The organism is Polyangium jinanense, assembly GCF_028435265.1.
GTDB classification, from domain to species: Bacteria; Myxococcota_A; Polyangia; order Polyangiales; family Polyangiaceae; genus Polyangium; species Polyangium jinanense.
Genome location: NZ_JAGTJK010000035.1, coordinates 81,576 through 94,751, shown reverse-complemented (window position 1 = coordinate 94,751; position 13,176 = coordinate 81,576). Strand labels below are relative to the sequence as shown.

General features: G+C 68.5%; 9 protein-coding genes. 1 reads left to right on the top strand and 8 read right to left on the bottom strand.

The annotated features are described in order from the left end of the window. Positions 1-15: 15 nt before the first annotated feature. The 6 genes from KEG38_RS38910 to KEG38_RS38885 form a co-directional block, all read right to left on the bottom strand. Positions 16-1,995 carry a hypothetical protein gene (locus KEG38_RS38910; RefSeq protein WP_272425509.1) on the bottom strand — a complete coding sequence of 660 codons (1,980 nt, stop codon included), beginning with the start codon at positions 1,993-1,995 and terminating at the stop codon, positions 16-18. A 34-nt stretch (positions 1,996-2,029) separates the two neighbouring features. Continuing rightward, positions 2,030-2,674 (bottom strand): hypothetical protein, encoded by a 645-nt coding sequence (locus tag KEG38_RS38905; protein ID WP_272425508.1) that lies wholly within the window; start codon positions 2,672-2,674, stop codon positions 2,030-2,032. Positions 2,675-2,678: 4 nt separating this feature from the next. Further along, complete coding sequence (locus KEG38_RS38900) at positions 2,679-3,470, bottom strand: hypothetical protein (RefSeq protein ID WP_272425507.1); 792 nt, start codon at positions 3,468-3,470, stop codon at positions 2,679-2,681. Positions 3,471-3,915: 445 nt separating this feature from the next. Further along, positions 3,916-4,554 (bottom strand): HEAT repeat domain-containing protein, encoded by a 639-nt coding sequence (locus KEG38_RS38895; protein WP_272425506.1) that lies wholly within the window; start codon positions 4,552-4,554, stop codon positions 3,916-3,918. 2 nt (positions 4,555-4,556) lie between these two features. After that, positions 4,557-5,198 (bottom strand): HEAT repeat domain-containing protein, encoded by a 642-nt coding sequence (locus tag KEG38_RS38890; protein WP_272425505.1) that lies wholly within the window; start codon positions 5,196-5,198, stop codon positions 4,557-4,559. A gap of 59 nt (positions 5,199-5,257) precedes the next feature. Beyond that, on the bottom strand, positions 5,258-6,676 hold the full coding sequence (locus KEG38_RS38885) for a phospholipase C (protein WP_272425504.1): 1,419 nt from the start codon (positions 6,674-6,676) through the stop codon (positions 5,258-5,260). A 434-nt stretch (positions 6,677-7,110) separates the two neighbouring features. On the opposite strand from KEG38_RS38885, the gene KEG38_RS38880 reads away from it, so the two are divergent. Beyond that, positions 7,111-7,512, top strand: coding sequence for a group II truncated hemoglobin (locus KEG38_RS38880; protein WP_272425503.1), 402 nt, complete (start codon positions 7,111-7,113; stop codon positions 7,510-7,512). A gap of 330 nt (positions 7,513-7,842) precedes the next feature. On the opposite strand, the gene KEG38_RS38875 is transcribed toward KEG38_RS38880, so the two are convergent. Both KEG38_RS38875 and KEG38_RS38870 read right to left on the bottom strand, forming a co-directional pair. Continuing rightward, positions 7,843-9,162: a cytochrome P450 family protein gene (locus tag KEG38_RS38875; protein ID WP_272425502.1), complete on the bottom strand. Its 1,320-nt coding sequence runs from the start codon at positions 9,160-9,162 to the stop codon at positions 7,843-7,845. A gap of 468 nt (positions 9,163-9,630) precedes the next feature. Continuing rightward, positions 9,631-13,020, bottom strand: coding sequence for a protein kinase domain-containing protein (locus KEG38_RS38870; protein ID WP_272425501.1), 3,390 nt, complete (start codon positions 13,018-13,020; stop codon positions 9,631-9,633). Positions 13,021-13,176: the final 156 nt, after the last annotated feature.

Below are 13,176 nucleotides of genomic sequence, written 5' to 3'. Positions count from 1 at the left end.
AGGCCGCGCCGATCGTCAAGGCAACACGAGCCATTCCGCGCGCCCGCCGCCCGTCACGTAGGCGATGTCCGCGCCGTCGAAGACGAGCGAGCCGAGCCCCTGCATGACGACATGCGAGGCCACCGTCTCGCCCGTTCGCATGTCGAGGACGTCGAGCTCGGCCCGTGTGGACCAGGGGGTCAGGGCATCCTGGCAGACCACGGCGACGCGCGTGCCGTGGCCCCACATCCGCGCCTCGGTCGAGCGCTGGCCTCGGAGCGCCGTGGGCGCGAGCTCCACGCGGCGCACGAGGGTTCCATCCGTGCGGAACGAGGCGACCCACGCGCCGTGCCTCTCGACGACGCCGAGCAGGCCCCCGCCGAGGAACACGGGGCTCGACGTGCCGGCGGGCAGCGCGATGATCTCGCCGGACACGACGTTCCAGACGTGCACCTGGCCGCCCGCGGCGCACGCGACGAACGCGCCCTCGGGATCCGACACGACGGATTGCACATGGGTGAGCTTCCGCGTGGCCCGTCGCTTCAAATCGTCCGCGGAGAAGAAGCCGAACGCGTCGTTTTTATCGAGGAACAGCACGCGCCCGTCGTCGAGCCACTGCACGGCGCGCTGCGGGACCTCGGGGTTTTGCCGCGACGCGACGACCTCCCACGTCTCCGTGCTCCATACCTTGATTTCGGTCCCACCCGTCGTGAGGAGCCGATCCCCCGCTCGATTCGCGGCCGCGCCCTGCACGCCCTTGTGCGGTAGTTTCGCCGCGGTCGCGAGCGTCGCTCCGTCGACGGCGAGGAGGTTGCTCCCGCCGTCGTCGAGCACCACGAATCGGCCTGCCACGACGGCGAGCTCGTAGCCGATTTTTCGACGCGCGAACCATCGATGGGCCGTCGCATCTTCGCGCCCTCGCTCCCATGCGCAGAGGTCGCGGTCGAGCGGCGGCGAGCCACGAAAACCTCCGACGGAGAAGGCGCGCCCCGGCGCGGTCCGGACCATGGGCGTCTCCCCCGGCTCGGGCCAGAAATGGTTCGTCATCGGGAATTTCGGCGCCTTCGTTTTCCCTTTCGGCGGCGGCGGCGCGTCGAGCGGCTCCCCCGCGAGATCATGATGCCAGAGACCGCCGTGCATGTCGCCGACCCAGAGCGCGTCCGCGTCGTCCGAGCCGAGGCACCAGATCTCGCAAAAGATTCCTCCGAGGCGCTTTCGCGGAGAAGGATCCGACGGCGCCAGGAGGTTCACGCGCTGGTCGACCGAGCTCGCCGCGAGCAACGTGCCGCGCCGGAGGGACGTCATGGCAACGCGATGGTGCGGCTCGGGCCCGATGCGTGTCGTCGCGATCCGGGTCGGGGGCGCGTGCGTCGACCAGAACTCCACGATTCCATCGAAGCTCCCGACCGCGAGACAATCCGACGCGGCGAGATGCACGAGGCCCTGGACGCCCTCGCGATCGTGACGCGTATTCGTCCCGGTGCCCGTCCCGAGCTCGAATCGGTTCAATTCATGGCTGTTCACCCAGAGCGTCCCGCCGTCGGGCGAGCAGGCCATCCCGTTCGTGCCCAGAAACGCCCGGAAGGGCGTCTGCCCTAGCTCGTTGCTCCCGAGATCCCACGTAAAAACGTCCCCCCAGACGACGACGTGCACGACATCGCCGCGCGGCGAGACCACGAGCAGATCCCCCGACCGGACCAACGCGCTGTCCGTGGGGAAAGGCGCCGAGCGCAAGGTCTCCCCGGATTCGATGTCGATCTGCACGATCCGGTCATCGAAGAACGTGCAAAAGACGGAGCGCTGGTCTGTGGCGAGCGCGATGTGCCGGTCGAAGGGGCCGATGGGGTTGACGCTCACGAGCTCCCGCAGGAGGCGGCCGCTTTTTCGGTCGTGAACGGTGACGGAATGCCGCCGGCCGTTCGTGTGGAGGAGGACGACGTCGCCGCAAGGGAGGATGTGCTCGATCCGGCCCTCCATGCGGGTGATCAGCGTGGGCGACGGGAAAACCTCGGGCATCGGTGGCAAGGGTATCGGTGGGGGCCTTGGGGCGTCAACTATACATGGAGACGACGCGCAGCTCGTCATCGGCCCCGTACGCGCGCAGGCCCCGGAACGCCTTTGCGCGGTTATCGCCAAGATACGCGCTCACGGACGCGACGAAGGTCACGGCGACGCGCACCTCCGGCGCGGCGGATTCGATCTCGAACCGGGCTTTTCCGTGGGTGCGGTCGATCGGATCGGTCACGATCTCGCCTTCCTGAAGGAGGCCGAGATCAAACTCGTCGTGGCCACGCGCCCGGAGCGCTTCCCGGGGAAAAGGCTGCCGCCCGTCGCCGAAGAGCGCGGCGTCGCGGCTCCTTACGTCGCATTGCAGGACGAGCCGCATCTCGTCCCAGAGGTCGACCATCAGATCGGGATACGGGATCCAAGAGATCCGGCGCTCGTTCTCCACGAAGTCGTAGTCCGGGCCGAGGTATCGGAAAAGCGCCGACCGGGCGCGGCTCTCGGGAGGGCCCGGCTTGAACGGGAAGACGGCCGAGGGGCCAAAAAAGAGCCGCGCGCAGCGGGATCGGCCGCGTAGCCAGGTGAACTCGCCGAGGGGCTCGGACAGGTACGGGGAACACGGAAACCCCTCGGGCACGGTCCAGTCGCCGGAGCGACGGGTCTCGACGTGGAAGTAATAATCGAGGCTCATCGCTTCATTCGGTGAACGGGAGGATCACGATGGCCCGGCCTTCCGGGGGCGCGAATCGCATCGGCTCGAGCACGCGAACGAGGCAATACACGAGCTCGGGGCTCGCGGGGCTCAATGCAGAGAAATCGATCGGGCCGGCGAGCTCGACGTGCCCCTCGTGGTCGATATGGAGCTTGATCTCGAGCTCCCCAATCTTGCGGTCGGGGGAGCGCTCTTTTTCTTTCAGGTAGCAAGCGTGGACGGCGGGCCTGACCTCCTGCACCGTGGCCATGAGCGCCTCCCCCCACGCCGGTGATTGATCGCGGGACCCGTCGTCCCTGCAGCGCGCCTTCGCGCTCCGATAGACGAGCTCACGCTGGCGCCCCGCGACGTCCGCCGCGCGATCGAACGGGGCAAGGTCGGACTCGCCCTTGTGCGCGAGCCCGAAGAGGTGCGCCGTCGTGAGCAGCAGATAGGCCGTGGCAAGCCTGAAGTCGTTTGCCTCGGTGGCAAGCACGGGGTCGGTGAGCGAGTCGCTGAGGCGCTCGCTGTCGTCGCAGGATTGCTCGAGCCGGTGCATCAGCGCCTCGACGCGCGGCAGGGGCGTCGTCGAGCGAATCTCTGCCGCAGGCACGTCGCGCATTTCGGCGTCGAGCACGTCCCCGAGGCGCGCGCACTCCGCGGTTCGGCCTCCCGCGACCGTTCCCGAGGGAGCCGGCTGCGCCGCCGAGGCCGGAGGGACCGGGGTCGAGCCACAGGCCGAGAGCAAGCTCGCTGCGAGCGCCGTGGTCGCGAGCGTGTGGGCGGGGCGAAACATGGGGAGAGGTTACCATCGATCGAGCGCTTGCAGGCCCGGCGCCTCCGCTTTCACGGGCCCACAGCTCCGTGAAATCGTCTCCGCCCCCTGCCCTCCCCGACCCACACCGGCGAGAACTCGCCTTCCCGCTCGCATGTCCCGGCCTCCCAGCGTCGTGAGGCGGCCTTCCTGGCCTCCCGCGTCCACCTCACGCCGCCGTGACCTGCCCGAAGCCTTGCTCCCCGGGGAATCCACGGCGCCGTGGATCCCCGATCCCGGTCAGGAGACGCCGATCCACAGCGCTGTGGATCGGCCTTCCCGGTCGGGTTCTCCCGGTCCACACCGCCGTGACCCGCCGTCCGCGCTCTGCCGGGCGCGTTTCACCCCGCTGTGAACCGGGGAAGCGGCACGCTCGCCCTCATCGGGGCACCCAACGCCGGGGGTGCGGAGAAGCGGCGCGGCTCCGTCACAAGTACGGTTCCGCGCCAGCGCGCAGGTCGCGGAGCACATCCAAGACCATGAAGGTGTCCCCCGAAGCGACCATTTCCTCCATGATCGCGCGTCCCTGCGCATCTCCGACCCGCGCAAGGGCACAGACGGCTACATCGCGGCCGGAGGGGTCGTGAAGCTGTCGTCGTCGCCTCTCGTACCAGGCCGCGAGCGCAGGCGCGCGGATGTCGCCGATACGCGTGAGCGCCAGCGCAACCACGTCGCTCACGTATAGACCCCACCACATGTCCTCGATGAGCTCGTCGTCGTCGAGCGCCTCGACCAGCGCGTCGACGGACGCAGGGGATGCCGTGCGGCACAAGGCCACCGCGGCCATGTAACGCGTGAGCGACTTCCCCGAGAGCAGTAGCGAGCATGTATGTTTGATATCGACCGGATCCAGGTCTGGGCTCAGGGCGCGCGCGGCACTCGCGCGAACCAGCGGCTTGTAGCCGCTGCCTCGCACGACGCCACGCACCACGGCGAGCCCCGGATCTCCGCGCGAGAGGAGCTTGCGGCAAAACTCCTTCGCCCCCCAGCCGCTCTCCTTCAAGATCGGATCCGTGCGAAGAGCCTCGGCGCACGCTTCGAGATCATCGGTGAGCGGATCGACCATGCTCACAAGTACGTTTCATCTCCGTTACGCAAACAGTCGAGCACATCCTCCGCCATGTCATGCCCCGTCGCGGCGAGCTCCTCCAGAATCGCGCGTCCCTGCGCATCTCCGACCCGCGCAAGGGCACAGACGGCAATACCGCGGTAGGAGGGGTCGTGAAGCTGTCGTCGTCGTCTCTCGTACCAGGCCGCGAGCGCAGGCGCGCGGATGTCGCCGATACGCGTGAGTGCCAGCGCGACCACGTCGCTCACATACAGAACCCACCACATGTCCTCGATGAGCTCGTCGTCGTCGAGCGCCTCGACCAGCGCGTCGACGGACGCAGGGGATGCCGTGCGGCACAAGGCCACCGCGGCCATGTAGCGCGTGAGCGCTTTCCCCGAGAGGAGCAGCGAGCATGTATGTTCGACATCGACCGGATCCAGGTCCGGGCTCAGGGCGCGCGCGGTACTCGCGCGAACCAGCGGCTCGTAGCTGCTGCCTCGCACGACGCCACGCACCACGGCGAGCCCCGGATCTCCGCGCGAGAGGAGCTTGTGGCAAAACTTCTTCGCCTCCCAGCCGCGCTCCTTCAAGAACGGATCCGTGCGAAGAGCCTCGGCGCACGCTTCGAGCTCATCGGTGAGCGGATCGACCATGCTCATGAGTACGTTTCCTCTCCGTCACGCAAAGCAGCGAGCACATTCATCGGCGCCCATCCGCGCTATTCGCCCCAGAGCGCCCTGCATTCGCTCATGATCGCCTCGTCCACGGGCACGTTCGGCACGTCCGGGAGCTCCTTGGCGGGGGCCGACGTGAAATCGAACACGTCCCACGGCGCGAGCGCGTTCGCGTCGCGATGACTGAGCGCCGGGATCTGGAAGCGAGCCTCGATGAAACGAACGACCGAGGTGTGATCGTAGACGTCGTGGCTCACGTAGCCTTTTTTCGCGTACGGCGAGACGACGAAGAACGGGACACGGACGCCGTACGATTCGAAGATGGCGCGATCGGTCTCGTCGAGCGTGCGATCATCGGGAGCGCAGGCCTTCGGCGGCGGCACGTGGTCATAAAGGCCGCCGTGCTCGTCGTAATTGATGAACATCGCCGAGCGGCTCCAGTGCGGGCTCGCCACGAGCGCGGCGATCGCGTTGGCGAGCCAGTTCTGCCCGAGCGTCGCTGGCGTCGGGGGGTGCTCGTCGGTGTGGTCCATCTGCCCGCTGCTGGTGCCGTCGGGATCGATGAACGCGACCTGAGGCAACTTGCCCTCCGCCGCGTCGGTGAAAAACTGGCTCATCGGCACGAAGCGGTTCTCCTCCTGCCGGAGCTCGAGATACCGCTCGATGAACATGGCGAAGGTGGGCGTGTTCTCGTAATAGAAGCGCCACGAGATCTGCCGCTTGTTCAGGTAATCGATGAGCGTCGCCTCCACGCCTTGCGGAAAATCGTTCGACTTCAGCCCGAACGAGGTCGCGGCCTGCATGAACATCCGGTTGGGCCAGGTCGCCGTGGGCGCCGACGCGAAGTACCGATCGCCGATCGCGAAGTGTTTCGCGAGCCAGTACACGAGAGGCAGATCGGCCTCGGTGTAATACCCCATCGCGCGCTTTCCGAGCAGCATGCTGAGATCGCCGTTCACCGGGAGCTCGTGCTGTCCCTCGTTCGAGGTGACGAAGCCGGTCATCGCGCCGCCAGCGATCTGCTGCTTGATGGAGCCCCAGCTATGCGCGGTGTCGACGAAGCAGTGCTGATCGAGCGGGAACGGCGCGATCGGGTTGCCCTCCGGGTCGAGGTTGGTGAAGCCATCCGGCGCCACGTCGGCGTCGATCCCGATGTCGCCAATCTTCTGGAGATAGTGATCGAACGAGCGGTTCTCCATCATCGCGACGACGATGTGATCGATCGGGATCTCCGCGCCGACGGGATGGCTCTCCCCTTGCGTCTCGGCCGGCAGCGCACCCGCGCGATAGGCGCAGCTCTCGCGCGCCGTGGCGGCCTCCTGATCCGCAGGCTCGACGACGTCGCGATTCCATTCAGCCGGGCCAGGCAGCTCCGGGGCCGGTGGTGTCGGCGAAGACGAAGAGGTGCACGCAGGAATGCACGATGCGAGCGCCACGGCGAAGAGCGGGAGGGAGATGCGCATGAGGCGGAGTATCGCCCATGCGCGGGAATAGGTCCATTCCTGGGGCCGCCGCGCCGGGGCGCAGCCCCGGGCCCCGCGGGGGCTGTTCGCCCCTCGACCCGAACCAGGGCAAGCCCTGGACCTCAGGGGGAAGAACTGCGCGGTGCGCAGTTCTTCCCACAGGCCGGTGGCAAGACCACGGAGGTCGGGTTCACGCTGTCGACGCCAGCGCCGCTCTTTCGGTTGGCAGGGTCGCTCGCCGGTCTTGACTCGGCCTGTTCGATGAACTGCGCATCGCGCAGTTCATCGACCCCGGGTCCAGCGCTTGCGCTGGTCCGGGTGCAGGGGCGGATAGCCCCTGCTGGGGCCTGGGGCAACGCCCCAGCGCAGCGGCTCCCCGATGAGACCCATGCTCAACCGCAAGACGGGCGCGCGCGTGCTACACAGCCCCCCCGATGTCCGAGCCCCAAGAGACCCCGTTCGACCGTCTGGGCGGCGAAACCGCCGTCCGGACCCTCTGCGAGCACTTCTACGATGCGATGGACCGCGACGAGCCCGCCCTCGCCAAGCTGCACGAGCTCGACGACCGGGGCCGCGTCTCCCGACGTAGCCGCGACCGCTTCGCGCTGTTCCTGATCGGCTGGCTCGGCGGCCCGCAAGACTACATCGCGCAGAACGGCCATCCGCGTCTCCGCATGCGTCACGCGCGCGTGCCCGTCGACATTGCCATGCGAGACGCCTGGATGCGGGCCATGACGACCGCCATGGATGAAGTCGCCGTCGCGCCAGACCTTCGCGCCTTCCTCCTCGGCCGCCTGGCCGACGTCGCCGACTTCATGCGCAATCGGCCAGGCTGAGCACTGAGGCGCCGCGCCGGGGCGCCGCCCCGGACCCCGCGGGGGCTGTTCGCCCCTCGACCCGAACCAGGGCAAGCCCTGGACCTTTGGTGGAAGAACTGCGCGATGCGCAGTTCTTCCAACGGGCCGGTGGGACCGCGTTGCCAGTCGAAATGTCAGCGCGGCTGTCTCGATTGGCAGCGTCGCTCGCCGGTCTTGCCTCGGCCTGTTCGATGAACTGCGCATCGCGCAGTTCATCGACCCCGGGGTCCAGCGCTTGCGCTGGTCCGGGTCCAGGGGCGGATAGCCCCTGGTGGGGCCTGGGGCAACGCCCCAGCGCAGCGGCTCCCCCTAGAACAACACCGGCAGCTCCGAAAGACCTCGCAGGAATGCTTTGCTCCAGCGGACTTGCTCCGGGGGCACGGCGAGGCGCATCGCGGGGAGCCTGCGGACCAGCGTGTCGAAGGCGATTTGCCCTTCTACACGCGCGAGTGGCGCGCCTACGCAGAGGTGGATGCCTTTGCCGAAGGCGACGTGACGCTCGGCGCCCTCGCGGGTGATGTCGTAGGTGTCGGGGTTTGGGAAACGCGCGGGGTCGCGGTTTGCCGCGGCGAGGCCGACCATGACGGGCTCGCCCTGCGGGATGCTGGCGCCGCCGAGGTCCACGTTTTCTTTTGCGATACGCGCGGCGACGAAATCGACGGGGCCCCAGTAACGCAGCGTCTCCTCGACGACGCCCTTCGCGAGGCTTGGTTGGGCCTTCAGTTTTGCGAGCTCTGCTGGATGCTGGAGCAACGCGAAGACGCCGTTGCCGATCAGGTTCACGGTGGTCACGTGGCCCGCGAGGTACAGGATGAAGACCGTCGACAGCACCTCGTCCTCGTTCAGTTTGTCGCCTTCCTCCTCGGCCCGCAAAAGCTGTGAGATCATGTCTTCCGCCGGCTGCTTCCGCTTGAGGACGAAGAGATCTCGCAGATACGAGGTGAAATGGCGCAGCTTGGCGGTCGTCTCCGCGTCGAGCCCTCCGGCGCGGCGACGGTCGGCGCGGAGCAGGTTCTCCGTCCATTGCTTCACCTGCGGGCGATCCGCCATCGGAATGCCGAGCATGTCCGAGATGACCGTGACCGGCAGCGGGTATGCGAACGCCGCGATGAGGTCCATGCGGCGATCCGGCGCGTGCTCTCCGCGGGCCTCCGCGGCGCGCTCGGCGTCGTCGATCAGGTCGTCCGCGAGCCTCTGGATGCGCGGGCGCATGGCTTCGATGATGCGGGGCGAGAAGCTCGGCTGGATCAGCTTGCGGAGGCGCGTGTGGTCCGGGGGATCCTTCGTGAGCAGGCTCTCCGAGAGGAGACGCAGATCCTCGATGAGGGGGGGCAATTTCTCGCGTTGCTCCGGGGTCATTGCCGTGCGTCGATCCGAGGAAAAGCGGCAGTCGACCAGGGCGGACAGCACCTCCTCGTAATGCGAGACGAAGAGGTGCTCGCGTGTGAGAAAGGCATCGAGCTCGGCGGAATCGGCGCCGCTCTCGTTGCCCGCGTCCTTGAACGAGACGGGGACGACGGGGCCTTGGGCCCGAGCGGCCGCGTAGTCGTCGATCGCTCGGCCCGGGTCGAGAGACAACGTCACGACGCCCGTTGCCTTTTCTTTCTCTCCATTCGATCCGTTTTGCATCACATCCTCCACCCGCGGCGTGTGGCTTTCGCCCTCGTCGCGCTGCCTTTCTAGGGGTGATGCGCGGCAAGTCCATGCAGGAGGCTCGTGATCGAAACGAATTCGTCAGGCGGGAAATCAAGGACAGGCGGGCAGTTTCATATCGAAGGCGCTGCGCTGGGGCGTCGCCCCAGACCCCACCAGGGGCTGTCCGCCCCTGGACCCGGACCAGCGCAAGCGCTGGACTCGGGGTCGATGAACTGCGCGATGCGCAGTTCATCGAACAGGTCGAGGCAAGACCAACGACGACCCTGCCAATCAAGACAGCAGCGCTGACCTTTCAACTGGTCACGCCTGCTGGGAGAACTGCGCACCGCGCAGTTCTCCCACAAAAGGTCCAGCGCTGGCGCTGGTCCGGGTCCAGGGGTGGACAACCCCTGGTCGGGCCCGGGGTGAAACCCCGGCGCGGCGCGGCCTCGGGGGCCATGCTCATCCCTCGCGCCGCGAGACGCGCGACGCTCGGATCTCGCGGTGCGCGGGCAGCGGGTCGATGGTCATCGCCTCGGCTCCCTCGGCTGCTCGTGCGACGGCCTCGTCGACGAGGACCTCGCCGTCTCGCGCTGCGCTTGCGAGCTCGGTGGCCTCCTGCACTGCGGCCCCGAGGATCATGCAATGCGAATGAAAGGGCGCGCCGAAGGTTCCCACGGTCAGGAGACCACGTGCAACGCCCACGCGCGCGCGGACGAAGGGCGCCCCGTGCCGGGCTGCGATCTCGGCGGTTTGCTCGATTTGATGAAGCGCTGCATGAAGGGAGGCGAGCTCGACTGCGCTGCGGTCCTCGCCGAGCGCGCCGAAGGCAAAGAGCATCTCGTCCCCGCGCGAGGCGTGCATCGTGCCGGACTTCGTGAACGCTGCGGTCGCCGCGGCCTCGGAGAGCTCGTCGACGAGCACCTTGAATCGGCGCGGCGGCAAGCGGTCCGCGGCCATGTCGAGCCCGGAAAAACGAAGGACGAGTGCCGTGGCGAGGCCACGGGCAGGCACGCCCCCGACGAGCTCTGCTCCCGGCGCGCCCGCCTCGCCGCGATCGGGGCCGAAACATCGCTCGAGCAGCAGACGTTTTTCGGCGTCCGCGCGCTCGCCGAGCGCGTGCAGGCGGAGCGCCGCGATTCGCAACAGGCCCGCGACGAGCGTCGCGTCGTACGATGAATACGCTTTGCCGTCGGAGCGCGCGCCCACGACGATCACGGACGCTGGCGCCGCCGCGGCCCCGGCCGCGCCCTCGGCCGCGTCGAGTGGCAGGACCAGGAAGGCATGGGCGTCGAAATGGCCGAGACGCGTGATCCGTCGGCGGATTTCGTCCGCGGGCGTGCCGTTCGCGGGTTCGCGGGTCGCGCCGCTGAAATCGCCCTCCGTGTCCGCGCGGGGCCCGGTCAGCGAGCGCGTACCCGTGCCGGAGCGCGGACCCGCCATGGATTGGGAGGGCGGCGCGCCGGGGACTCGCGCCCAGTAGATGCCGCCGTCGCCACGCTCGAGGAGGCGCGTGGTGCGCGGGGAAAAGCAGCGCCGGATCGTGTCGACGAGCAGCGTGACGACCTCGTCCTCGGTGGCGGCATTGGCCACGGCGCCGGCCATTTCGTCGAGCACGGTGGCCGCGTCGACGTCGGCGCGGCGCTCGAAGAGGCGGCGGATGCGGAGCGCGACGGGCTCGGACGCCGCGACGACCGCGGTGACGCCCGCGACGGCGCCGAGGCCGAGGTACATGCCCTCGGGGCCGGCGATGGCATACGCGAGCCCGCCGAAGGTGAACGCGGCCGCGGCGAAGATGGCGCCGAGGACGACGACCATGGCGAGGACACGCGAGATCTCGCGGAGCGCGACGTCGACGTCGAACATCTGCCGGCGCTGGATCTGATGCGCGAAGGCCGCAGGAAAGCCTGCCACGGGGAGCATCGCGAGCCAGCTCAAGCTGGCCACGGAGGCGGTCTGGAGGCCGAGGCTGATCGGCAAGAGCTGCAGGGCGATGGTCGGCAGGACGGAGAGGCCCGCGGCCCACAACATGAAGCGCGCCGATTGCCGCGCGGAGAGCGTCCGGCCCCGCAGGCGCATGTACAGGAAGGAGCCGAGCAACGCGAGGAGCCCGAGCAGCATCATGCCGATGCCGGCCCGGGTGCAAGCATTGCCAATGGCCGGATCGGCGCCGAGCGTCCGCCACGTGACGAGCAAGGCGAGCGCCGGCAGATAAGGGAGCCAGAGCAGCCACGGACGCTTGCGCGTGGCGCCGAAAAGGCCCGAGAACGCGAGCGCGAGGTGGACCTCGGCCGCGCCGGTCGCCGAGCAGCCGAGGTAATAGAGCCACGAAAAGGCGCTGTCGACGAGATCGAAGTCGATGGAGGCAATGAGGAAGAGGCCGACCGCGCTCGTGAACGCGACGAGCGCCTGCACGGGGCGCAAGGTGGGCCGTTTCCAGCCGGCGACGCCGCCGACGAGGAGGAACAGGATCGCGGCGAGGAGGCCGGAGGAGTAGATCTTGAGGAGCGATGCCCAGCCGAACGGGGTGACCGGCACCTCCACGTCGAACGTGCGATCGCCGCGGCGGAGGGTGTAATCGACGAGCGTGCCCGGGGCGAGCCGATGCACGTATTCGTGCACGTCCCTGCCGCGACGAACCGGAATGCCGTCGACGGCGAGGAGGGCGTCGTACGGCTCGATGCCCCGCTGGATCCCGGGCCAGGTCGGCTCCACGACGGCCGAGACGAGCAGGCCCGCCTCGACCGTGAACCCGGGGAACGTCGACCGCGCGACCCGGGGAAACTCGGCCAGCGCGACGAGCGTGAAGAGCAGGGTCGCGAGGATCCAGCTTCGCATGGCGAGGGCCGTGGCCCGCCCCGACATGGCCGCGGCCTTCCGCTCCGGCGCGGGCTCGCTCTGGAGCGCGCGCAGATCGTCGGCCATCTCGGCGGCCGTCGAATACCGCTCGTTCGGGTCCTTTTCGAGCGCGCGCATGATGATGCGGCCGAGCTCGATGGGAATGTCGAGATCCGGCCGGCGCTTCTCGGGCGAGACGGGCGCCTTGTGCGTGAGCGCATACGAGAGCTCGGCGACGCTCGCGCCCTCGAACGGGGGTTCGCCGGTGAGCGCGCGGTACATCATGGCCCCGAGCGAATACAGATCGCTGCGGCGATCGATGGGTTTTCCCTTGGCCTGCTCCGGGCTCATGTAGCGCGGCGTGCCCCAGATGGCGCCGGTCTCGGTGAGCTCGGTGGATTCGTGATCCTCGAGCTTCGCGATGCCGAAATCGAGGAGCTTGACCACGGGCTCGCCGTCCTTGCCCGGGGCGCGCGCGAGGAAGACGTTCTGGGGCTTGATGTCGCGGTGGACGACGCCGCGGCGATGCGCGTCCGCGAGGACGTCGAGGAGATCGAGCGCGATGCGGGTGACGCGCGCGGAGGCGAGCGGCGCTTCGCGCTCGAGGAGGCTGCCGAGGGTCTCGCCCTCGAGGTACTCCATGACGAGGTAAAGCGCGCCGTCGTCGGTTTGTCCAAAATCGTGAATGACGACGGCGTGTGGGCTCGAGAGCTCCCGCATGATGCGCGCCTCGCGGCGGAAGCGGTTCACGACCGTGAGGTTGTCCGCCATGCGGCGGTGCAGGATCTTCACGGCCACGCGGGTGTTTTTCCACGCGTCGCGAGCGAGGAAGACCTCGCCCATGCCGCCCACGCCGAGCTGACGTTCGAGGCGATACCGTCCGGCAATGGTGGCGCCGGCCAAGCTCGTGGACGCAGGCGGCGGCGCGCTCGGCCTCACGCTGCGCGGCAGCTCGACCTTCGTCGGCACGTCCTCGCTGCGGAGGACCTCGTTGCGCTCCGTGTCGCCCTTCACGTACGAGACGGTACCACGACGGACGGCGCCCGCGAAAGCGCCTCGTATTCAATACGAACCTGCGGGCCCTCCGGCCGGATGTTCGATCGCAATGGTGGACGCCCGTCATCCCCGACTTTTCGGTTCCGTTTCGAGGAAGTACGCGTGGCCTGGGAA